Genomic DNA, 21259 nt, shown 5'->3' on the forward strand with positions numbered 1-21259 from the left:
GGTCAGGTTAGACCGCTTTGCGTCAACTGACCCTTTTCTGGACCGGCGGGGCGTGTCGCAGGTTCCGATCTTCCTTTATCATCGCCGCCCTGCCGGCGCCTGTGGCGCGCCAGCCGTAGTGGAGTGAGAGATGAATACCCTGTTCATGCATTGCCGGCCCGGTTTCGAGGGTGAGGTGTGCGCCGAAATCAGCGAACATGCGGCCCGCCTGGGCGTTGCCGGCTATGCCAAAGGCAAGCCGCAGAGTGCCAGTGCCGAGTTTGTCTGTAGCGAGGAGGGCGGTGCCGAGCGCTTGATGGGGGAACTGCGCTTCAACCAGCTGATTTTCCCGCGGCAGTGGGCCCGTGGCGGTTATGTCGAACTGCCGGAAAGCGACCGTATCAGTGTGCTGCTGGCGCATCTGGCCGGGTTCCCGGTGTTCGGCAGCCTGTGGCTGGAGGTGCTGGACAGCAACGAAGGCAAGGAACTGTCCACCTTCTGCCGCAAGTTCGAGGTGCCGCTGCGCAAGGCCCTGGAAAAGGCTGGCCGCCTGGTCGACGACGCCAGCCGCCCACGCCTGCTGCTCACCTTCATCAGCGGCCGCCGGGTATTTGCCGGTGTTGCTCCGGCCAGCAACAGTGCACTGTGGCCCATGGGCATCCCGCGGCTGAAGTTCCCCCGCGAGGCGCCCAGCCGCTCGACCCTCAAGCTGGAAGAGGCCTGGCATCAGTTCATCCCGCGCGAGCAGTGGGAGCAGCGCCTGGGCGATGACATGACCGGTGTCGACCTAGGAGCCTCGCCGGGTGGCTGGACCTACCAGCTGGTGCGCCGGGGCATGCTGGTGACCGCCATCGACAACGGGCCGATGGCCGAAAGCCTGATGGACACCGGCTTGGTCCAGCACCTGATGGCCGATGGTTTCACCTGGCAACCGAAGCAGCCGGTGGACTGGATGGTGTGCGACATCGTCGAGAAACCGGCGCGTACCACCTCGCTGATCGAGACCTGGCTGGGCGAGGGGCTGTGCCGTGAAGCTGTGGTCAACCTGAAGCTGCCGATGAAGCAGCGCTATGCCGAGGTACGCCGGCTGCTCGACCGCATGGAGGCGACCTTCAAGGCGCGTAAGATCAAGGTGTCGATTGCTTGCAAGCAGCTGTATCACGACCGCGAGGAAGTGACCTGCCATCTGCGCCGGTTGGACTTGAAGCGCTAGCACAGCGAACCGCTTAGCACTTGCACTTGCACTTGCACTTGCACTTGCACTTAGGCTTTTGCTTCTAAGCGCGCGATAGTTCAGGCGCCGCCGATTGCGACTTCAGGAGGCCGAGCGAAGGGACTGCGGAGGGAGGTGACGGGCATGGATGCCCGTCAAGCGCTGAGGCCCCATGGATGGGGCCTGCAGCGCGTACTCCCGGGAGCAGGCCCGTAGCGAGGGGACCCCGGAGCGAAGCGTAGGGGCCGGATGATGGGAGCCAGCGTTTTTTGGTTACTTTTTGTCGCGTTTGACAAAAAGTGACCCGCCGTAAGGGCGGAAAGGTGAATAAGCGCCACCTTCGAAAATGAATGTTGACCTTGTTGTTGATGCCCATGCTTGAAAGCGAAGAGCGAAGAGCGAAGAGCGAAGAGCGAAGAGCGGAAAAGTACTGGTCTTGATCTCGCGCATAGTCCATTTACGATGGCGACGCATACTCACCTTTTCGCCCTTACGGCGAGTCACTTTTTGCCAAACGCGGCAAAAAGTAACCAAAAAACGCTGCGCTCCCATCATCCGGCCCCTGCGCTGCGCTCCGGGGTCCCCTCGCGCCGGTCTTGCTCCCGGGAGTACGCGCTGCAGGCCCCATCCATGGGGCCTCAGCGCTTGACGGGCATCCATGCCCGTCACCTCCCTCCGCAAAACCTCTGCTCGGCCTCCTGAAGTCGCGAAGATCAAGATCAAGATCAAGATCAAGATCAAGATCAAGATCAAGATCAAGATCAAGATCAAGATCAAGATCAAGAGCAAGAGCAAGAGCAAGATCAAGAGCAAGATCAAGAGCAAGCTCAGGGCTTGTCTTCACAGGCGGTGCTTGGACCACGGCGCGCGATGCGCGACAATAGCGATCATTTGCGGAGTCCCCCATGACCGATTTCACCCCTGACGCCATCCTCGACGCCACCGGCCTGAACTGCCCGGAACCGGTAATGATGCTGCACCAGCACGTGCGCAACCTGGCCGCTGGCGGCCTGCTCAAGGTCATCGCCACCGACCCCTCGACCCGCCGCGATATCCCCAAGTTCTGCAACTTCCTCGGCCACGAACTGCTGCAGCAGCAGGAAGACGCCGGTACCTTCCTGTACTGGATCCGCAAGAAAGCCGACTGAACCGCTCTGGAACACGCCCGGCGTTGCGCCTACACTGCGTTCCCCAGACAGGAGAGCGCCATGCTGATAGTTGCCGACGAGAACATCCCGCTGCTCGATGCATTCTTCCAGGGTTTCGGCGAAATCCGCCGTTACCCCGGCCGAAGCCTCGATGCCGCCAGCGTAAGGGACGCCGACATTCTACTGGTGCGCTCGGTGACCAAGGTCGACCGCCAGTTGCTCGAAGGCAGCCGCGTGCGCTTCGTCGGCACCTGCACCATCGGCACCGACCACCTCGACCTGAACTACTTTGCCGAAGCCGGCATCCACTGGAGCAGCGCACCGGGCTGCAATGCCCGCGGCGTGGTCGATTACGTTCTGGGCAGCCTGCTGACCCTGGCAGAACTGGATGGCGTGGCACTGCCCGAGCGCGTGTATGGCGTGGTGGGCGCGGGTGAGGTGGGTGGCCGACTGGTGCGGGTGCTGCACGGCCTGGGCTGGAAGGTACTGGTATGCGACCCGCTGCGCCAGGCCGCCGAGGGCGGTGACTACGTCAGCCTCGAGACCATCCTGCAACAGTGTGATGTCATCAGCCTGCACACCCCCTTGCAGCGTGGCGGCGAGCACCCGACCTGGCACCTGCTGGGCCAGGCGCAGCTGGCGCAGTTGCGCCCCGGTGCCTGGCTGGTCAACGCCAGCCGTGGCCCGGTAGTGGACAACGCCGCCCTGCGCGAACTGCTGCTGGACCGCGAAGACCTGCATGCGGTGCTGGATGTGTGGGAGGGTGAGCCGCAGGTCGACCTGCAACTGGCCGACCTGTGCACATTGGCTTCGCCGCACATTGCCGGCTACAGCCTCGACGGTCGCCAGCGTGGTACGGCGCAGATCTACCAGGCGCTGTGCCGCTTCCTCGGTGTGGATGAACAGGTGCAACTGGCCGACCTGCTGCCCCGGCCACCGCTGGCGCAGATCGAACTGGATGCCAGCACCGACCCGGCCTGGGCCTTGGCCACCCTTTGCCGCGCAGTGTACGACCCACGCCGCGACGATGCCGATTTCCGCCGCAGCCTCAGCGACGACCCGCAGCAGCAGCGTGCAGCGTTCGACCAGTTGCGCAAGCAGTACCCGCCACGGCGCGAGATCGAGGGGCTGGCGGTGCGCGTGCGCGGGGAGTCGCCGCAGTTGGCGCAGCTGGTCAGTGCCTTGGGTGGGGTGTTGGTCTGACAGCCTTTTGAAAGCTGTGCCGGCCTCTTCGCGGGTAAACCCGCTCCCACAGGTAGCCCGCTGACCTCAAGGCTTGTGTTGTCCCTGTGGGAGCGGGTTTACCCGCGAAAGGGCCGGTACAGGATTCAGGCAAATAAAAACCCGGCGCAAGCGCCGGGTTGCAAGGAATTCGCCGATCAACCTTTACGTACGCGCTCTACCCGGCTTTCTTCCAGGGCCTTGCAGGCCTTCTGGATCATCTGCTCGGTGATCGGTACTTCGCGCCCCTTCGCATCGATGATCGAACCGCACACCTGCGGCTGAGGGGTAGTCCGGGGCTTCTGGTTGTCGCTGCCATGCTGCAAGCTCATGTATTGTCTCCTCATCAGGTTCAAGCGCAGGTTAACCCTGTGCCGTGACTGGCCTGTGACAATGCCTGCAGGGTCACGGCAGGCACAGTCCAACAGAAACGGCAGTAAAGCTCCATAGCCTGGTTAGACCGATAGGCTATAGCAACCCTGCAAGGGTTCCACAGGCGTGGATGAGTGGTAGGCTGCGGTTTCCCACCATTGTGGTCAGCGCCATGCCCGAATCGGTTTCCCCACGTCAACGCCGCGCCTTGCGCCTGGGTTGGCAGTTTGTCCGTCCTTACCGTCGCCAGATGCTGCTGGCCTTGCTGGCCCTGGTAGTCACCGCCGCCATCACCCTGTCCATGGGCCAGGGCATTCGCCTGCTGGTGGACCAGGGATTCATGACCCGCTCCGCGCATCAGCTCAACCAGACCATCGGCCTGTTCCTGCTGCTGGTGTTGGCCCTGGCGGTGGGTACCTTCAGCCGCTTCTACCTGGTGTCGTGGATCGGCGAGCGCTGCGTGGCCGATATCCGTCGAGCCGTGTTCGACCACCTGATCGGCTTGCATCCCGGGTTTTTCGAAGACAACCGCAGCTCCGAGATCCAGTCGCGCCTGACCGCCGACACCACCTTGCTGCAATCGGTAATCGGCTCTTCGCTGTCGATGTTCCTGCGCAACGCGCTGATGGTCATCGGTGGTGTGGTGTTGCTGTTTATCACCAATCCCAAGCTCACCAGCATTGTGGTGGTGGCCCTGCCGCTGGTGCTGGCGCCGATCCTGCTGTTTGGCCGCCGGGTACGCAGCCTGTCGCGGCAGAGCCAGGACCGGGTGGCCGATGTGGGCAGCTATGTGGCCGAGACCCTCGGGCAGATCAAGACCGTGCAGGCCTACAACCACCAGGCGCATGACCGCCAGCTGTTCGCCGGCACGGTCGAAGCGGCGTTTGCCGTGGCCCGGCAGCGGATTGCCCAACGTGCCTGGCTTATCACCTTGGTGATCGTGCTGGTACTGGGAGCGGTAGGGGTGATGTTGTGGGTTGGCGGCATGGACGTGATCGCCGGGCGCATTTCCGCGGGCGAACTGGCCGCCTTCGTGTTCTACAGCCTGATCGTAGGCAGCGCTTTCGGCACCCTCAGCGAGGTGATCGGCGAGTTGCAAAGGGCGGCGGGCGCCGCCGAGCGCATTGCCGAACTGTTGGCGGCGCGCAGTGCAATCCTGCCGCCCGCCGTGGCGCAGGTGCTGCCGCAGCAGCGGGCCAGTGGGCGTATCGAACTGCAGCAGTTGGTGTTCGCCTACCCGTCACGGCCCTCGGTGGCGGCTGTCGATGGCCTGAGCCTGACCATCGAGCCGGGGCAGACCGTGGCGCTGGTGGGCCCGTCGGGGGCGGGCAAGTCGACCTTGTTCGATTTGTTGCTGCGCTTCTACGACCCCCAGCAGGGGCGCATCCTGCTCGATGGCCGGGCGATCACCGAACTCGACCCCGATCACCTGCGCCAGCAGTTCGCCCTGGTGGCACAGAACCCCTCGTTGTTTCGCGGTACGGTCGAGGCCAACATCCGCTATGGCCGGCCCGAGGCGACCCTGGCCGAGGTCGAGGCAGCCGCCCGGGGTGCCCATGCCGACGCATTCATCCGGCAATTGCCGCAGGGCTACCAGACGCCGCTGGGCGAGGGCGGCATCGGCTTGTCCGGCGGGCAGCGGCAGCGCCTGGCCATTGCCCGTGCGTTGCTGGTCGATGCGCCGATCCTGTTGCTGGACGAAGCCACCAGCGCACTCGACGCACAAAGCGAACACCTGATCCAGCAGGCGCTGCCCAGCCTGATGGCCGGGCGCACCACACTGGTGATCGCCCATCGTCTGGCTACGGTCCAGCATGCCGACCGTATCGCGGTCATTGACAAGGGCCGGCTGGTGGCGGTGGGGACGCATCGCCAGTTGATCGAAGAGAGCCCGCTTTATGCGCGGCTGGCGGCCTTGCAGTTCAACACGGGGTAGCTTGCAGTGGCCTTGTAACATTTCTGTAGTATTTGCCTGAGAGTATCTAGCTTAACTGTTGCGTAAGTGCTCGACCTGGCTGCCATTGCTTGATGGCAGCCTTTTTTTGGCCTGCCCGCAATCGGGCTGCGTTGCGCCTTGTTGCCAGCTTGCGCGGCCCTCCGGTCTTCCTCCTGCTTTCCGAGATCCAAGATGTTGCGTAAATCCCTCAGAGTGCAAATTCTCTCCCTGCTCGGCGGCAGTCTGGTGGCGATGTTGCTGATCGCCCTGGTGTGCTTCCAGTTCCTTTCGTCCAGCGTGCGCGGCTATGCCGAGTTGGTCGATGGGCCGCTGCGGGCCTCGCAATTGATCGACGAAGCCAACCTGCAGTTCAAGATCCAGGTGCAGGAATGGAAGAATGTGCTGTTGCGCGGGCGCCAGCCGGCTGACATGGACAAGTACTGGCAGCAGTTCCAGGCTCGCGAGCAGCAGGTGCAGCAACTGCTCGGGCAATTGATCGACAGCAGCGACGCCAGGCTCAAGGCGCCGCTGCAGCAACTGCGTGACAGCCACCGGCAGTTGGGCCAGGCCTATGCGCAGGGTCGCCAGGCATTCCTGGCGGCGGGCGGCGACCCGGTGGCCGGCGACCAGGCGGTCAAGGGCGTGGACCGCGCCGTCAGCGAGCAGATGAGCGAACTGGTCGAGCAACTGCGTGCCGAAGCCCGTCAGCACGCCGCCATCCTGAGTGCCGGTGCCGAGCGCACGGTATGGCTGGGCCTGCTGGTGATGCTGACCTCGGCCGTGTCGGTGGGGCTGCTCAGCCTGTGGCTGGTCAACCGCAGCCTGATCGAACCGATCCGCCAGTTGATCGAGTATGTCGCGCAGCTGAGCCAGGGCCGCTTTGCCGCCCGGGTAGACAGCCGCCGTGAGGACGAACTGGGCCGCCTGGCGCGGGCCGCCAACACCCTGCGCGATTTCCTCGCCGACACGGTCGGCCGGCTGCAGGACAACGCCCAGGAACTGGAAGGCGCCAGCGGCCAGCTGCGCAGCATCGCCGGCGACATGGCCCGTGGTACCCACGACCAGTTCCAGCGCACCGACCAGGTGGCCACGGCCATGCACGAGATGTCCGCCACTGCCCAGGAAGTCGCCCGCCACGCCGCGGAGGCCGCTCGCGCTGCGGACGATGCCGATCACAGTGCCCAGGCGGGCGAGCAGGTGATGCAACAGACCATCGACATCATCGGCGTGGTCAACCGCGAAATCGCTGGCACGGCGGCGGTGATTCGCGACCTTGAGCATGACAGCGCGCGCATTGGCAAAGTCCTTGAAGTGATCCGCGGCATTGCCGAGCAGACCAACCTGCTGGCGCTCAATGCGGCCATCGAAGCAGCCCGTGCCGGCGAGGCCGGGCGTGGTTTTGCGGTAGTTGCCGACGAGGTGCGCAGCCTGGCCCAGCGCACGGCGGCGTCGATCGCCGAGATCCACCAGATCATCGAGGCGGTGCAGTCGGGGGCGGTGGAGGCGGTCAAGGCCATCGAAAGCGGCCGGCAGCGCAGCGAGGAGGGTGCCGAGCAGGTGCAGCAGGCCGGGCAGATGCTGCAGCGCATCACCCTGGCAGTGGAAGCGATCCGCGACATGAACCGGCAGATCGCCACGGCGGCCGAAGAGCAGACCAGCGTGGCCGAGGATATCTCCTGCAACCTGATCGAAATCACCCGCATCGCCACGGCCAACCAGCAGGCGGTGCAGCATACCGAACAGGCGGGGCAGCGCCTGCATGGGTTGTCGGGGCAGCTGGGTGAAGTCACCTCCCGCCTCAGCGCCTGATGCCCTGTCATGCCTGACGCGGTCCCTGTAGGAGCGGCCTTGTGTCGCGATGGGCCGCAAGGCGGCCCCAATGTCTCGGCAACAGTGCTGATATCGCAGGGGGCTGCTTTGCAGCCCATCGCGACACAAGGCCGCTCCTACAAGGGCAGCGCAAGGCGGGGAAATCCGCCATTTCATTGCAGTGCATCCGGCCCCCCTGGCGGATTGTCGCCATGCTCCCCGTCGCCCGCCCCCTGTATTCACTGCTCCAGACCCAGTTGGCACGTTCCCTGCTCAAGGCGGCGCGCGTGTACACAACAACTGGATAACATCAATGAAGAAATTCCTGCTGACGTTCCTCTGCCTGGGCGTCATCGGCTGCTCCAAACCCGCGGAACCGGAAAAGACCGTCGACGTGCTGCTGATCGGCGGTGGCATCATGAGTGCCAGCCTGGGTACCTACCTCACCGAGCTGGAGCCCTCCTGGAAGATCGACGTCTACGAGCGCCTGGACCAGGTGGCCGAAGAAAGCTCCAATGCCTGGAACAACGCCGGCACCGGTCACTCCGCGTTCTGCGAGTTGAACTACACCAGTGTGGGCAAGGACGGCAATATCGATATCAGCAAGGCCGTGGGGGTCAACGAGCAGTTCGAGGTGTCCAAGCAGTTCTGGGCCTACCAGGTCGAGCAGGGCGTGCTGAGCAACCCGAAGTCGTTCATCAACAACGTGCCGCACATGAGCTTTGTCTGGGGTGACGACAACGTCGCCTTCCTGCACAAGCGCGTCGACGCCCTGCAGCACAGCTCGCTGTTCCGCGGCATGGAAATCTCCGAAGACCACGAGCAGATCCGCAAGTGGGCGCCGTTGGTGATGGAGGGCCGTGACCCGGGGCAGAAGGTCGCCGCCACGCGCATGGCCATCGGTACCGACGTGAACTTTGGCGAAATCACCCGCCAGTTGTTCGCGGCGATGACCCGCAACCCCAATGTGTCGCTGAACCTGCGCCATGAGGTGCGTGACATCGTGCGCAACGACGACGGCACCTGGCATGTGCGGGTGGCCGATCTGGCCAACGGCGGCGAGGAAAAGGCCGTCAACGCCCGCTTCGTGTTCATCGGTGCCGGTGGTGGCGCGCTGAAGCTGCTGCAGAAGTCGGGCATCCCTGAAGCCGAAGGCTATGCCGGCTTCCCGGTCGGTGGTCAGTTCCTGATGACCGACAACCCCGACCTGGTCGCCCGCCACCAGGCCAAGCTGTACGGCAAGGCCTCGGTTGGCGCGCCGCCGATGTCGGTACCGCACCTGGACACGCGAATGATCGATGGCAAGCAGGTGCTGCTGTTCGGCCCGTTCGCCACCTTCTCCACCAAGTACCTCAAGCACGGCTCGCTGCTGGACATGTTCGCCTCGCTGAACAGCCACAACGTGCTACCGATGGTCAATGCCGGTATCGACAACATCGACCTCAGCACCTACCTGATGGGGCAGCTGATGCTCAGTTTCGATGACCGCATGAACGCGCTGCGCGAGTACTTCCCCAACGCCAAGAACGAAGACTGGAAGCTGCTGCAGGCCGGCCAGCGGGTGCAGGTGATCAAGAAGGACCCGGTCCTGGGCGGTGTGCTGCAGTTCGGTACTGAAGTGGTGGCGGCGCAGGACGGCAGCATCGCTGCGTTGCTGGGAGCTTCGCCGGGGGCCTCGACAGCGGCGCCGATCATGCTGACCGTGCTGGAAAAGACCTTCAAGGACCGTATCCAGTCGCCAGCCTGGCAGGCCAGGCTCAAGGAAGTCGTGCCAAGCTATGGGCAAAAGCTGAACAACAACCTGGCGCTGACCAACCAGACCCGGGCATGGAGCAGTGAACGCCTGCAGTTGCTGTATGTGCCGGTGGAGGCCGAGGTGTCGCACTGACCTGCACAAGTTGTTGGGGGCTGCCTTGCAGCCCTTTCGCGACACAAGGCCGCTCCCACAAGGGGGCGCGCTGGGGCCGGACACTTTTCAACGCACAACAAAAAGCCCGCACAAGGCGGGCTTTTTGACGAGGATTTGGTCGGAGAGACAGGATTCGAACCTGCGGCCTTCTCGTCCCGAACGAGACGCGCTACCTGGCTGCGCTACACTCCGATGAAGGAAATCCTACTGCATACTTTTTTTGCACGCAAGCCCTTGTTGTTAAAAGGGCCTTTGCAAAAAACAGGCTGCGATCAGAGCTCTTTGACGGTGCGGATCTGGTCCTTGTTCAGGCGCGTGCGCTTGCCGTCCAACTGCTCGAATTCGTAGAAACCGGAGTCTTCATCATACTTCGGTGTGTCGGTGGCCTGGATTTCGCGACCGTCGTTCAGGGTAATGACTGTTGGCGATGCGCAGCCAGCGAGGGCGCCCAGGCCCAAGGCGAGCAGGAAGGCGGGTAGGGTCCGTTGAATCATCGTGTTTCTCCAGTGCGATGGTGCTAGATGACATTAAGACGCAGGGTGTCCACGCAAGTTCCGTCTACAGTGCAGCATAGCGGCAAACCTGTGGCATTGATCGAGGGCAAGGGCCACGGGCGTCAAGCTGTGATGGGCGCGTACTGTGTTATAACTGCGGCCATCCCATCTTCTTGTGACGGACCCCCATGAAAGCCAAGGCAGATACCCCCTTCGTGCCGCTGAACATCGCCGTGCTCACAGTCAGCGACACCCGCACCTTCGACACCGATACCTCCGGACAGATGTTCGTCGACCGCCTGAGCGCGGCTGGCCATCGCCTGGCCGAGCGCGTGCTGCTCAAAGACGACCTGTACAAGATTCGCGCCCAGGTCGCCACCTGGATTGCCGATGACAGCGTGCAGGTAGTGCTGATCACCGGCGGCACCGGCTTTACTGGCCGCGACAGCACGCCCGAGGCCGTGGCCTGCCTGCTGGACAAGCAGGTAGAAGGTTTTGGTGAGCTGTTCCGGCAGATTTCCGTGGCCGACATCGGCACCTCCACCGTGCAGTCCCGCGCCCTGGCCGGGCTGGCCAACGGCACCCTGGTGTGCTGCCTGCCGGGTTCGACCAACGCGGTGCGCACCGGTTGGGACGGTATCCTCGCCGAGCAGCTGGATGCCCGCCATCGCCCGTGCAACTTCGTGCCGCACCTGAAGCAGGCAGCGGCCTGCGACAGCCGTGGCTGAGGTTACCCAGGCCCGGCCGCTGATGCCGGTAGAGCAGGCCCTGGAGCAGTTGCTGGCATTGGCCGAAGCGGCACCGATCCGTGACACAGAGAACCTGCCACTGGCCGAGGCCGAAGGCCGTGTGCTGGCCACCCACCTGGTGGCCTCGCTCGACCTGCCGCCTTGGCCGAACAGCGCCATGGACGGTTACGCCCTGCGCCTGGCCGACTGGCAGGGCGAACCGCTGCCGGTCAGCCAGCGGATTTTCGCCGGCCATGCGCCGCAGCCGCTGCAGCCGGGTACCTGCGCACGCATCTTCACCGGGGCGCCGCTGCCCGGAGGTGCCGACTGCGTCGAAATGCAGGAAAACACCGAAGTGGCGGAGGATGGGCGGGTACGCTTTCTCGAAGCGCTGAAGACCGGGCAGAACATTCGTCCCCAGGGCCAGGAAACCCGCAAGGGCGAACAGGTGATGAGCGCCGGCACCCGGCTGGGGCCGATCGAGCTGGGCCTGGCCGCGACCTTGGGCCACGGCCGGCTGGATGTGGTGCGCAAGGTGCGGGTGGCGGTGTTGTCCACCGGTGACGAACTGGTCGAACCTGGCCTGCCGCTGGGGCCGGGGCAGATCTACAACAGTAACCGCCGACTGCTGGTCAGCTGGTTGCAGCGGCTGGGCTGCGAGGTGGTCGATGCGGGCATCCTGCCGGATGACCTGGCACGCACCCGCACCAGCCTGGCCGAACTGGGCGATGTCGACCTGATCCTGTCCACCGGCGGTGTCTCGGTGGGTGAGGCCGACTACCTCGGTGCCGCCCTGCGCGAAGCCGGCGAGCTGGCTTTGTGGAAGCTGGCGATCAAACCGGGCAAGCCGCTGACCTTCGGCCACTTCCAGGGCGTGCCGGTAATCGGCCTGCCGGGTAACCCGGCCTCGACCCTGGTCACCTTCGGCCTGCTCACCCGGCCGTACTTGTTGCGGCGTCAGGGCGTGACCGATGTCACGCCGTTGCGCTTTGACATGCCGGCCGGCTTTGACTGGCCCAAGGCCGGCACGCGCCGCGAGTACCTGCGCGCCCGCATCGAGCAAGGCCAAGTGCGTATCTACAAGAACCAGAGTTCGGGCGTACTGCGCAGTGCGGCCTGGGCCGAGGGGCTGGTAGAAGTGCGTGAAGGCAGTACACCGAAGCAGGGTGACAGCGTGCCCTTCATTCCCTTCAGCGAACTACTTGGCTGAACGGCCCAGCCAGGCACTGGCCAGCGGCGCGGCCTCGACCGGTGCCGCCAGGGCCAGGCGCATGTGCACGTTCTCCAGTTGCTGGGCGGCCACGCTCCAGTCGTGGCGCTGGCGGGCAAACTGGCGCCCGGCGTCGCTCAACTGGCTCATGCGCCAGGGCTGGTTGAGCAACTGGGTGATCAGCAGCGCCAACTGGTCGCCATCCTCACTGCCCAAGTAGTGCTCACCGTTGTTCGCGGCCAGGCCTGAAACGCCCTTGCCGGTGGTGATTACCGGCAAGCCGGCGGCCATCGCTTCGAGGATTTTCACCTTGGAGCCACCGGCATAGCGCAGTGGTGCGAAGAACAGTGCCGAGCGCCGCTGCAGTTCACGCAGGTCGGGGCGGTAGCCGAACCATTCGATGCGTGGGTCGTTCCAGTGCAGTTTCCAGCTCGCCGGCATGGCATGCCCGGCAATCGCCAGGCGTACCGCCGGGTTGCTCATCCATACCTGCGGCATGATGTCTTCCAGTGCCCATTCGATGGCCTCCAGGTTGGCGCCATACTCGAAGTTGCCAACGAACAGCAGGCGCTGGCTGTGCAGCGCCGGTTGCACGTGCTGGTAGAAATCACAGTCCACGCCATTGACCACCACGTTCACCGGGCGCCCGCTGATTTGCGTTATCAGCTCGGCATCGTGGGCGCTGACTGCCACCAGTTCGGTGGGTTGGTGCAATACCCGCTGTTCCCAGCGTCGATAACGCCAGCGATCGAAGGCGTTGAGCGGGCGCAGCCACAGCGGCAGGCGATCGTGGTTGGCGCCCCCCATCACTGATTCCAGGGTGTGCTCGCTGAGCATGTACGGCAGCCCGCGTGCCTGCAGGGCTTTTTCGAAGGGCTGGAAACTGTAGCTGTGCTCGATCTGGATCACGTCCCAGGGCTCGTCCAGCAATTGCTCGAAGCGGTGCCGCAGGCAAGGGGCCAGACCATTGATAATTGCGCGCATGGGGTAAGCGATGATCGGCGAGGCCAGCAGGTTGAGCGGGCTGTGCAGGGGGCGGCGGGGCAGCACGATCAGGCGCTCGAGCAGCGGTTCCAGGGCCTCGCGGGCGGCATCGTCGAGGGGGATCTTCGATTGCACCAGCAGGGTAATCCGGTGGCCCCGCTGTGCCAGTGCGCGTATCAGGTGGTATTGCCGGGTCTTGCTGCCGCTGGTGGTCGGCCAAGGCAGGTACGGCAGTGTCCAGAGAATGCGCATGACCCGAAATCCTCGCTAAAGGCTGCGGATAGCAAGACGCGCCCTTGGGCAGCAGTGGTAGAACCACTGCCGGGGCGCGTCCATGGCAAGAAAGTGTATCTGCTGAGCATAGCCGTGCATTGCCAGGCGTGTGGGAAAAGACCGGCCAACGCTTGTCGGTTGACGTCCGGCCTACACGGTCAATTTTGTGTGAGCGGCCTTGTGTCGCGATAGGGGCGCGAAGCGGCCCCACATTTTCAGCTCCGCTGCGGAGATTGCCGGGGCCGCTCTGCGGCCCTATCGCGACACAAGGCCGCTCCCACAAAAATTGATCGCGCTGGCCTGCTATTTTTGGGGGCGCATGCAACGATCCGCGATTGCGGAGGGTCGAGATCTGGGTTGATCACTTCACGGAGGCGCACAAACATGCGAGCGGGCAAGGCAATGCTGATCCTGCATGGCAAGCAGGCGATGAATGAAGACTTGCGCAGCGCCGTGCATGATCTGCGCGACAGCGGCTGGGTGCTGGATGTGCGGGTCACCTGGGAGGCCGGTGACGCCCAGCGGCTGGTCACCGAGGCGCTGGCCGCCGGCTACGACCACATCGTCGCCGGAGGTGGGGATGGCACGCTGCGTGATGTCGCCGAGGCCATGGGGCTGGCAGGTACCCGGGCCAGCCTGGCGTTGTTGCCGCTGGGCACGGCCAACGATTTTGCCAAGGCCGCCGGCATACCCCTGGAGCCTGCCACGGCCCTGGCCTTGCTGAACATACCCGCACGGCCGATAGACCTGGGCCAGGCTGGTGGCCAGCTGTTCCTCAACATGGCCACGGGCGGTTTTGGCAGCCAGGTCACGGCCAATACCTCCGAAGACCTGAAGAAAGTACTGGGTGCGGCCGCCTACCTGTTCACCGGGTTGTCGCGCTTCAGCGAACTGCAGGCAGCCTCGGTAGAGCTGCAAGGGCCAGGCTTCGACTGGCAGGGTGACCTGCTGGCGCTGGGGATCGGCAATGGCCGCCAGGCCGGGGGTGGGCAAGTGCTGTGCCCCGAGGCCCTGGTGGACGACGGCTTGCTCGATATCGCCATCCTGCCGGCACCTCAGGAGATGGTCGGGACGTTACGTGAGCTGTTGGCCGGTAACGGCCTGTTCGTCAGGGCCAGGTTGCCCTGGGTGGAGATCAAGTGCTCGCAGGGGCTGGACATCAACCTCGATGGCGAGCCAGTGCAGGCCGAAAAGTTACGCTTCCAGGCCAAGCCCGCTGCACTGCGGCTACACCTGCCGGAGGGGTCTCCGTTGCTCAGTCGTCCAGGCTGATGATTTTCTCGCGCACGGCGAACAGCACCAGGCCGGCCACGTCATGGATTTGCAGGCGTTTCATGACCTGCGAGCGGTGGGTTTCCACGGTCTTGATCGACAGGCCCAGGCCGGTGGCGATTTCCCGGGTGGACTTGCCACGCACGATCAGGCGCAGGATCTCCAGCTGTCGCGCCGTGAGATTATGCCGCTCGCCAGCTGGTTGCTTGCCCTGCCTGGTGTGCTGCAGCGCCTGGTTGATGACCGTATGGGCGACGGCTGGGCTGAGGTAGCGCTCGCCGTTGCGCACCGCGGCCAGGGCCTGTTCCAGCTCGGTGGCGCTGGTGTCCTTGAGCAGGTAGCCGTGGGCGCCACTCTCCAGTGCCCGCATGATCAGGTCCGGGTCGGTGTGCATCGACAGGATCAACACCTTGCAGGTGCTGCCGCTGGCGCGCAGTTGGGTGAGGGCGTCCAGGCCGCTGGTCGAGCGCATGGAGATGTCCAGCAAGACGATGTCCGGCGCCAGCGTGCGCACCTGTTCGAGCAACTGGCTGCCGTCGTCGGCTTCACCGATCACGTCATAGCCGGGAATGTCGCACACCAGTGCGCGCACACCGGCGCGAATCAGCGAGTGGTCGTCTACCAGCAGCAGTCTACAGGTCATGGGTTGCGGTGCTCCTGGCGCGTTGCTGGGTGCGCGGTGGCCATGGGAACATCGCCTCGATGTGCGTGCCCAGGCCGAGCTGGCTGGTGATGTCCAGGCTGCCCTGCAACGCGGTTACCCGCTCCTGCATACCGGCCAAGCCCCGCTGGCTTGCTTCGGCCGGTTGCCTGGCGGGCACGAAGCCGCGGCCATCGTCTTGGATCGACAACGCCAACCCCTCGGGGGTGCGCTGCAGGCGGATGACCAGATTGCGTGCCTGGGCGTGGCGCAGCATGTTGGTCACGGCTTCCTGGGTAATGCGGAACACGGCCATGGCCACGGCCTCGTCGATGCCCCCCAGGCGCTGGTTGCATGCCAGGCTCCAGTGAACGTCGCTGTTGCCCAGGGTGCGCACCAGGTGTGCGCGCAGGCTGGCTTCCAGGCCCAGGCTGGCCAACTGCCGCGGGTTGAGCAGGGCGGAGACATCGCGCACGTTGCCCAAGGTGTCATCCAGCGTGCTGCGCAGGGCGTCGCAGTGGCCTTGCAGCTCGTCGGGCATGCGCTTCTGCAGCCACTGCAACTGAAGCTTGGCGGCGGTGAGCAACTGGCCGATGTCGTCGTGCAGTTCCCGGCTCAGGTGCTGGCGCTCGCCTTCCTGGACTTTGAGCATGCGCTCGGCCAGTTCCGCCGGGCGCAGACTGATCGACCTGGCACCCAGGGCCAGGTGCACGGTAGCGCCCAGTGTGGCGGCCAGTTGCAGCACCAGCAGGCTGGCCGGAATCACATGATCGGCCAGGTACAGCAACAGGTTGGCGACCAGCGAGGCAATGCACAGCCCGACAGTCGCCCAGCGCAGCACGGTAGTATGGGAGCAGCACAGCAAAGAAGTCTTCAAGCGTGGAAGCATAGGTAGGGAAGCCACTGAAGTATTGCTGATGGAGGCCTTGCACAATCCATGTCAGAGGCTTTGGAGCAGTACTTGCCGTTTTCTTTCAAACACGTGATCTTGCGACCTTGCTGCAGGCCGCAAGCATTTGTGGGGGCGCATATTACCACTTCGCAGTGCATCGGTCGCGGTCGGCTAACGCCATGAAACGCCGACGGGGCGGGCGCGGGAGGGTGGCAAAGTGCCGCTTTGCTTGATCGCGCAACATGCACTTGCCATCGAACTTGTGCGCCGTTGATTCAACTTGGCCCCCCGCAACCTGAAAAACCTCGAGAATTTTCCAGGTTCGGCCAGGATGGGCTTGAATGAGCGTGCCCGACTGCATTTTGCGCCAGTTCAATAGGTGGCAGATGAGCGGCCGGAGTGCGTGCTGCCTGCCGTCTCGGAATGCGGGTGAATGCACACGCTGCCTTGCTCGTCGCAGGGTGTGCAAGGTTGTGCAAACGTTTGCTGCACGGCCTTGGCCAGTTCACCCAGCAGCACCAACTGCTCGCCGATGTCCAGATTGAGCCGTCCGGTGCAAGGGTCTACCAGTTCCAGCTGCCAGGCCAGCAAGGTCAGGCAGGCCCCTACCGCGGGCAGGGCTTCGCGCTGCAGGCAACCGACCTGGCAGGCCGGTGCCAGCAATTGCTGCAGGGCGGTGGTGTAATGGGCGACTTCGCGCAGGCCCAGATGTGCGGCCTGTCGAGCGAGGTTGTCGAGGGCATTTTCCAGGCAGTGGCAAGCATCCGGGTCGTTGTCGATCAGTTCCAGATGCTGCAGGCATTCCTGAGCCTGGGTCAGCAGTACCTGCGCATCCAGCAGGAACCCCTGCAGGGCGTTATCGAACGACAAGGCGCTGTCCATCATGATGCCCCCGCGCGTGGGACTGGCACAGGGGACGGGCACGCCAAAACGATAGCTAGCAAAAGCCTGACTCCATTCATGCAATGAGAATGGCGTCACATTAATGGCTAAAGGATATCGCGAACATCAGGTCGCACCCGATTGTAGCTAAGGGTTTCCCTGATAAGGGCCTCAGATGGGGAACTTTTGCTGTCCCGCTGAATCACCCGCGCCTCCCGCAGTAAAGCATGATGGTAAAGTGATATCAATTGCCTTCACGGCATTTTCCCGCAAGGGTCAAGGTGTGCGTGAAGCCGCCGATACAGGGTGGATGATTTCACTTTTTCCGACTCAAGCCTGGGGGCTTTCCAATGGCTGGCATTCTCGACACAGTAGACCAACGCACGCAACTGGTGGGTGAGAACCGCCTGGAAATCCTGATGTTTCGCCTGGCCGGCCGCCAGTTGTTCGCGATCAACGTGTTCAAGGTGCAGGAAGTGCTGCAGCTGCCCAAGTTGACCCTGATGCCCCAGCGCCACGCTTTCGTCTGCGGTGTGGTCAACCTGCGCGGCCAGACCCTGCCGGTGATCGACCTGTCCCAGGCGATCGGCATGCGCCCGCTGCAGCCGGGGCCGGACAGCACCATCATCGTCACCGAATACAACCGCTCGGTGCAGGCTTTCCTGGTGGGCGGTGTCGACCGTATCGTCAACATGAACTGGGAGGCGATCATGCCGCCGCCGTCCAGCGCCGGGCGCCAGCATTACCTGACGGCCATCACCAAGGTCGATGACAAGCTGGTGGAAGTGATCGACGTGGAGAAGGTGCTGGCCGAGATCGTGCCCTACAACGCCCGGGTTTCCGGCGACAAACTCGCCGACCCGGTGCTGGCCCGGGCCCGCGGCCGCGAAGTGCTGCTGGTGGACGATTCCAGCGTGGCCCTGGCGCAATTGCGCGACACCCTGTCCCAGCTGGGCGTGAAGCTGCACGTGGCCAGTGATGGCCTGAAGGCGCTGCGCATGCTCAAGGGCTGGGCCGACGCTGGTGAGGATGTGTGCGAGAAGCTGCTGATGGTGTTCACCGACGCCGAGATGCCGGAAATGGATGGCTACCGGTTGACCACCGAGATCCGTGGCGATGCCCGTTTGCGCCAGCTGTACGTGGTGTTGCACACCTCGCTGTCGGGTAGTTTCAACGAATCCATGGTGAAGAAGGTGGGCTGCGACAACTTCCTGTCCAAGTTCCAGCCCGATCGCCTGGTCGACGTGGTCAAGCAACGCCTGTTGCTGGATGCCGCTACCGCGTGATCCCGCCCCCTGCGGGGTATAAGCTTGGCGTTTTGGCATGACGCGAGGCGGCAGGGATGTTTCTCAGTGAGCTGTATCGGTACCCGGTGAAGTCCGGGCAGGCGCAACGCCTGCAGGCTTCAGCGGTTGGGTTGCTGGGGTTGCAGGGCGACCGGCGCTGGATGGTGGTGGAGGAAGAAAATGGACGCTTCCTTACCCAGCGCGCCTGGCCTCATCTAGGCCAGATCAAGGCAAGCGATGATGACAGCGGCCAGTTGCTGCTGGAAGCACCTGGGCAGGTACCGTTGCGGGTGCCTGTGCCACCTGCCGATGACGCCCTGCGCGGCGTGAGCATCTGGCGCGATACCCTGCGCGTGCCGGATGCGGGCGATGCGGTGGCGGCCTGGCTGAGCCAGCTGCTGGGCAAGGCCGTGCGCCTGGTGCATTGCCCGGAGCAGCGCGCGCGTTACTTGCCCAATGGCTATGGCTTCAACAGTGACCGGGCGGCGTTCCCGGACGGTTTCCCTTTATTGCTGATCGGTCAGGGTTCGCTGGACGAACTCGACCGGCGTATCGGACGGCCCATGGAGATGCTGCGCTTTCGGCCCAACCTGGTGGTGCAGGGGGCTGAACCGTTTGCCGAAGATGGCTGGAAGCGGATTCGTATCGGCAGCCTGAAGTTTCGCGTGCTCAAGCCCAGTGTGCGCTGCATCTTTACCACCATCGACCCGGTTACCGGCGAGCGCAGCGAGGACCGCGAGCCGATGGCCACGCTCAGGACCTTCCGTGAGAAGGAGGGAGATGTGCTGTTCGGGCAGAACCTAGCGGTGGATGGCAGTGGGTGGTTGGAGGTAGGGATGCAGGTCGAAATCCTGGAGTAGCTGTGTTGCCTGTGCCGGCCTCTTCGCGGGTAAACCCGCTCCCACAGATACTGCACCGCATTCAGGACCGGTGAAATATCTGTGGGAGCGGGTTTACCCGCGAAGAGGCCGGCGCAGGCTCACCAGTAATCACATGTCATCGAAGTACCGCTCATGCCAATCCACCAGCGGCTGCGGCGAGTTCAGCTTCTGCCCGTAGATCACCGAATACGACAGTACGTTCTGCACATACTGGCGCGTTTCGTCGAACGGGATCGACTCCACCCACACATCGAAGCTCAGGTGCTTGGCGCCTTTGAGCCACTGCCGCACGCGCCCGGGCCCGGCGTTGTAGGCTGCCGAAGCGAGTACCCGGTTGCCGTTGAACTGGCTGTGCACCTGGCTCAGGTAGGCCGCACCCAGCTGGATGTTCTTGTCCGGGTTGAGCACCTGCGCCGGTGATGCCAGCGGGATACTGAACTTGCGCGCGGTTTCCTTGGCCGTGGCCGGCATCAACTGCATCAGGCCGCTGGCACCGACCGGGGAACGGGCATCCTCCATGAACGCACTTTCCTGGCGGGTAATGGCGAATACCCAGCTTGAATGCAGGCCGCGGACCTTGGCCTCGCGCACCAGGGTGTCGCGGTGGGCCATCGGGAAGCGGATGTCCAGGTCGTCCCAGTACTGCGCCTGGCTGATGGTGCGAATGGCCGGGAAGTACCAGCGCAGGTCGTAGCCCAGGCGCGCCTGGGCGACCATTTCGTCGCGGCTGAAGTGGCGGCTGACGTGGTACCACTCGCGGCGACCTTCGACGATCTGGCCACGGGCGTGGAACTCCAGGGCACGGCGGATGCCCGGGGTGTTGCGGACTTTGTTGACCAGCTGTGGGCTGAGCACCAGCGGCTTGTTGTTCAGCTGGTAAGGGGTTTGTGCCCGGTCGGCAGCGAGGAAACCGTAGAAGTCACGCTCGCGCGCCACGGTCTTGTACAGCAGCGGGATCTGTGGGTTGTTCGGCTGTGCCAGCTCCAGGCTGCGCGCCTGCCAGTACTTCCAGCGGCTGCTGTTGGCCAGGTCCTGGGGCAGGCGGCGGGTCAGCTCGTAGGCGTCTTCCCAGCGGCCCAGGCGCAGCAGCAGGCGCAGGCGCCATTCGCTGACGGTGTTGTCACGCAGCTCGGGGTCGTAACGGGTCATCAGGTCGAGCGCGCGCGGGTCGTAGCGGCGCGCCAGGGTCAGGCCGATTTCGCGGGCGATGGCCACCTTCTCGTCGCGTGAAAAGTGCATGCGCTGGGCGTAGTCGTCGAGCAGCGCCATGGCCCGCTCCGGGTCCTGTCGGGCAAGGCGGCGCAGGCCGAGGCTGACCACGTCGGACATGGCTTCGTTGGCCGGGGTGAAGCGCGACGGCTGGTTGAGCAGCTCGGGTTTCTGCGCCACCTCTACCAGCAGGCGCCCCTGCGGCGCGAGGGTGGTCAGGGTCTTGACCAGGTTGTTGGCCAGGCCGTAGTTGCGCGCCTGGGCCGCCAGCTTGGTGCGTTGCCAGCGCTTGGCCTCGGTCAGTTGGCCCTCGGCCGCCCACATGCCGAACAGTGTGTCGCAGGTAGCCGGCTGCGACTTGCCGACGTTCCACAGTTTGTCGGCCGTGGCAAAACCCTCGGCGCGCAGGCCGTGGCTGAGCTGGTACTGGCCGTTGAGGCAGTCCAGTTCGGTGAAGTTGAGCTTGGGGTCGTAGTACTTGACGAAAGTGTTCCATTCGCCGCGTTCGGCCAGCCAGCGCAACCAGCGCAGTTTCATCCAGTTGGCCTGGGGCAGGTCGCCATGCTTGGCAAGGAAGCCTTCGATTTCCTGATTGCTCGCGGTTTTCAGGCGGGCGGTGAGTTCGTCGTAGGCCAGGTAGGGCGTCAGCGGGTAGTCGCTGAGGGCCTGGGCATAGCGCAGATAGGGGCCTTTGTCGCCTTTGGCCAGCGCGCGCTTGGCCTCGTCATAGTACTGGCGTTGCAGGGTAAGATCGGCGGCCTGCGCCGCGCAGGTGGCGGCGGTGAGCAGCAGGCAGGATGCAATATGTAACAGGCGGCTGCGCATGATACGTCCGGGCAGTTGAACCATGGGGAAGTGACGGCGGAGCCAGCACTGTTGGAAGCTATTGCCTTAGCTTAGCTGTTTGCCGGCGGCGGGTGA

The 21259-nt window shown here is 64.1% G+C and carries 18 protein-coding genes and 1 tRNA gene; 11 read left to right on the plus strand and 8 right to left on the minus strand.

What is annotated here, in order from left to right:
* Positions 1-130 precede the first annotated feature (130 nt).
* The 3 genes from rlmM (at position 131) to pdxB (ending at position 3543) form a co-directional block, all read left to right on the plus strand.
* Positions 131-1192: a 23S rRNA (cytidine(2498)-2'-O)-methyltransferase RlmM gene (gene rlmM / locus E5221_RS09480; RefSeq protein ID WP_061552090.1), complete on the plus strand. Its 1062-nt coding sequence runs from the start codon at positions 131-133 to the stop codon at positions 1190-1192.
* Between the two features lie 905 nt (positions 1193-2097).
* Positions 2098-2340 carry a sulfurtransferase TusA gene (gene tusA, locus E5221_RS09485; protein ID WP_003248727.1) on the plus strand — a complete coding sequence of 81 codons (243 nt, stop codon included), beginning with the start codon at positions 2098-2100 and terminating at the stop codon, positions 2338-2340.
* A gap of 60 nt (positions 2341-2400) precedes the next feature.
* Positions 2401-3543: a 4-phosphoerythronate dehydrogenase PdxB gene (gene pdxB, locus E5221_RS09490; protein WP_047934632.1), complete on the plus strand. Its 1143-nt coding sequence runs from the start codon at positions 2401-2403 to the stop codon at positions 3541-3543.
* Between the two features lie 176 nt (positions 3544-3719).
* Here pdxB and E5221_RS09495 read toward each other — a convergent pair whose 3' ends face one another.
* Positions 3720-3893, minus strand: coding sequence for a PA1571 family protein (locus E5221_RS09495; protein WP_182329952.1), 174 nt, complete (start codon positions 3891-3893; stop codon positions 3720-3722).
* Between the two features lie 212 nt (positions 3894-4105).
* Here E5221_RS09495 and E5221_RS09500 point away from each other — a divergent pair, with 212 nt between their 5' ends.
* From E5221_RS09500 to mqo, 3 genes are all read left to right on the plus strand, one after another.
* Entirely contained in the window at positions 4106-5869 is a 1764-nt protein-coding gene (locus E5221_RS09500; RefSeq protein WP_247847221.1) for an ABC transporter transmembrane domain-containing protein, read from the plus strand.
* Positions 5870-6061: 192 nt separating this feature from the next.
* On the plus strand, positions 6062-7678 hold the full coding sequence (locus tag E5221_RS09505; protein ID WP_247847223.1) for a methyl-accepting chemotaxis protein: 1617 nt from the start codon (positions 6062-6064) through the stop codon (positions 7676-7678).
* Between the two features lie 313 nt (positions 7679-7991).
* Positions 7992-9566, plus strand: coding sequence for a malate dehydrogenase (quinone) (mqo, locus tag E5221_RS09510; protein WP_247847224.1), 1575 nt, complete (start codon positions 7992-7994; stop codon positions 9564-9566).
* 136 nt (positions 9567-9702) lie between these two features.
* On the opposite strand, the gene E5221_RS09515 is transcribed toward mqo, so the two are convergent.
* Together E5221_RS09515 and E5221_RS09520 are read right to left on the minus strand one after the other, a co-directional pair.
* A tRNA-Pro gene (locus tag E5221_RS09515) sits at positions 9703-9779 on the minus strand.
* A gap of 80 nt (positions 9780-9859) precedes the next feature.
* The gene (locus E5221_RS09520) at positions 9860-10081 is read right to left on the minus strand and encodes a YgdI/YgdR family lipoprotein (RefSeq protein WP_013971697.1); all 222 of its coding nucleotides are present in this window, start codon (positions 10079-10081) and stop codon (positions 9860-9862) included.
* Between the two features lie 188 nt (positions 10082-10269).
* Here E5221_RS09520 and moaB point away from each other — a divergent pair, with 188 nt between their 5' ends.
* Positions 10270-10809, plus strand: coding sequence for a molybdenum cofactor biosynthesis protein B (gene moaB / locus E5221_RS09525; RefSeq protein WP_013971698.1), 540 nt, complete (start codon positions 10270-10272; stop codon positions 10807-10809).
* 22 nt (positions 10810-10831) lie between these two features.
* A complete protein-coding gene (gene glp / locus E5221_RS09530; protein ID WP_061551580.1) occupies positions 10832-12019 on the plus strand; it encodes a gephyrin-like molybdotransferase Glp in 1188 nt (395 codons plus the stop codon).
* Here glp and E5221_RS09535 read toward each other — a convergent pair.
* Positions 12008-13255, minus strand: coding sequence for a glycosyltransferase family 4 protein (locus E5221_RS09535; RefSeq protein ID WP_039614121.1), 1248 nt, complete (start codon positions 13253-13255; stop codon positions 12008-12010). The genes glp and E5221_RS09535 overlap by 12 nt on opposite strands.
* A gap of 405 nt (positions 13256-13660) precedes the next feature.
* Between E5221_RS09535 and yegS the strand changes: the two genes are divergently transcribed.
* Positions 13661-14548, plus strand: coding sequence for a lipid kinase YegS (gene yegS, locus E5221_RS09540; protein WP_247847225.1), 888 nt, complete (start codon positions 13661-13663; stop codon positions 14546-14548).
* Here the strand turns inward: yegS and E5221_RS09545 are convergent.
* From E5221_RS09545 to E5221_RS09555, 3 genes are all read right to left on the minus strand, one after another.
* Complete coding sequence (locus E5221_RS09545) at positions 14532-15191, minus strand: response regulator transcription factor (RefSeq protein ID WP_003260654.1); 660 nt, start codon at positions 15189-15191, stop codon at positions 14532-14534. The genes yegS and E5221_RS09545 overlap by 17 nt on opposite strands.
* The gene (locus E5221_RS09550; RefSeq protein WP_247847227.1) at positions 15181-16077 is read right to left on the minus strand and encodes a histidine kinase; all 897 of its coding nucleotides are present in this window, start codon (positions 16075-16077) and stop codon (positions 15181-15183) included. The genes E5221_RS09545 and E5221_RS09550 overlap by 11 nt, the downstream gene beginning before the upstream one ends.
* Before the next feature lie 375 nt (positions 16078-16452).
* The gene (locus E5221_RS09555) at positions 16453-16962 is read right to left on the minus strand and encodes a hypothetical protein (RefSeq protein ID WP_039614126.1); all 510 of its coding nucleotides are present in this window, start codon (positions 16960-16962) and stop codon (positions 16453-16455) included.
* 350 nt (positions 16963-17312) lie between these two features.
* Here E5221_RS09555 and E5221_RS09560 point away from each other — a divergent pair, with 350 nt between their 5' ends.
* Positions 17313-18248, plus strand: coding sequence for a chemotaxis protein CheV (locus E5221_RS09560; RefSeq protein WP_015269524.1), 936 nt, complete (start codon positions 17313-17315; stop codon positions 18246-18248).
* A gap of 56 nt (positions 18249-18304) precedes the next feature.
* Complete coding sequence (locus E5221_RS09565; protein ID WP_247847229.1) at positions 18305-19108, plus strand: MOSC domain-containing protein; 804 nt, start codon at positions 18305-18307, stop codon at positions 19106-19108.
* 129 nt (positions 19109-19237) lie between these two features.
* Here the strand turns inward: E5221_RS09565 and E5221_RS09570 are convergent, their stop codons facing one another.
* Positions 19238-21163, minus strand: a complete 1926-nt coding sequence (locus tag E5221_RS09570; protein WP_061302839.1) for a transglycosylase SLT domain-containing protein — start codon at positions 21161-21163, stop codon at positions 19238-19240.
* Positions 21164-21259: the final 96 nt, after the last annotated feature.

The sequence above is a fragment of the Pseudomonas sp. A2 genome (genome assembly GCF_023100865.1).
GTDB classification, from domain to species: domain Bacteria; phylum Pseudomonadota; class Gammaproteobacteria; order Pseudomonadales; family Pseudomonadaceae; genus Aquipseudomonas; species Aquipseudomonas asiatica.

What these genes read in the sequence shown, in the direction of transcription:
- rlmM (WP_061552090.1), top strand. Translation starts at nt 131, where the DNA reads ATGAATACCCTGTTCATGCATTGCCGGCCCGGTTTCGAGGGTGAGGTG.
- tusA (WP_003248727.1), top strand. Translation starts at nt 2,098, where the DNA reads ATGACCGATTTCACCCCTGACGCCATCCTCGACGCCACCGGCCTGAAC.
- pdxB (WP_047934632.1), top strand. Translation starts at nt 2,401, where the DNA reads ATGCTGATAGTTGCCGACGAGAACATCCCGCTGCTCGATGCATTCTTC.
- E5221_RS09495 (WP_182329952.1), bottom strand. Translation starts at nt 3,893, where the DNA reads ATGAGCTTGCAGCATGGCAGCGACAACCAGAAGCCCCGGACTACCCCT.
- E5221_RS09500 (WP_247847221.1), top strand. Translation starts at nt 4,106, where the DNA reads ATGCCCGAATCGGTTTCCCCACGTCAACGCCGCGCCTTGCGCCTGGGT.
- E5221_RS09505 (WP_247847223.1), top strand. Translation starts at nt 6,062, where the DNA reads ATGTTGCGTAAATCCCTCAGAGTGCAAATTCTCTCCCTGCTCGGCGGC.
- mqo (WP_247847224.1), top strand. Translation starts at nt 7,992, where the DNA reads ATGAAGAAATTCCTGCTGACGTTCCTCTGCCTGGGCGTCATCGGCTGC.
- E5221_RS09520 (WP_013971697.1), bottom strand. Translation starts at nt 10,081, where the DNA reads ATGATTCAACGGACCCTACCCGCCTTCCTGCTCGCCTTGGGCCTGGGC.
- moaB (WP_013971698.1), top strand. Translation starts at nt 10,270, where the DNA reads ATGAAAGCCAAGGCAGATACCCCCTTCGTGCCGCTGAACATCGCCGTG.
- glp (WP_061551580.1), top strand. Translation starts at nt 10,832, where the DNA reads ATGCCGGTAGAGCAGGCCCTGGAGCAGTTGCTGGCATTGGCCGAAGCG.
- E5221_RS09535 (WP_039614121.1), bottom strand. Translation starts at nt 13,255, where the DNA reads ATGCGCATTCTCTGGACACTGCCGTACCTGCCTTGGCCGACCACCAGC.
- yegS (WP_247847225.1), top strand. Translation starts at nt 13,661, where the DNA reads ATGCGAGCGGGCAAGGCAATGCTGATCCTGCATGGCAAGCAGGCGATG.
- E5221_RS09545 (WP_003260654.1), bottom strand. Translation starts at nt 15,191, where the DNA reads ATGACCTGTAGACTGCTGCTGGTAGACGACCACTCGCTGATTCGCGCC.
- E5221_RS09550 (WP_247847227.1), bottom strand. Translation starts at nt 16,077, where the DNA reads ATGCTTCCACGCTTGAAGACTTCTTTGCTGTGCTGCTCCCATACTACC.
- E5221_RS09555 (WP_039614126.1), bottom strand. Translation starts at nt 16,962, where the DNA reads ATGGACAGCGCCTTGTCGTTCGATAACGCCCTGCAGGGGTTCCTGCTG.
- E5221_RS09560 (WP_015269524.1), top strand. Translation starts at nt 17,313, where the DNA reads ATGGCTGGCATTCTCGACACAGTAGACCAACGCACGCAACTGGTGGGT.
- E5221_RS09565 (WP_247847229.1), top strand. Translation starts at nt 18,305, where the DNA reads ATGTTTCTCAGTGAGCTGTATCGGTACCCGGTGAAGTCCGGGCAGGCG.
- E5221_RS09570 (WP_061302839.1), bottom strand. Translation starts at nt 21,163, where the DNA reads ATGCGCAGCCGCCTGTTACATATTGCATCCTGCCTGCTGCTCACCGCC.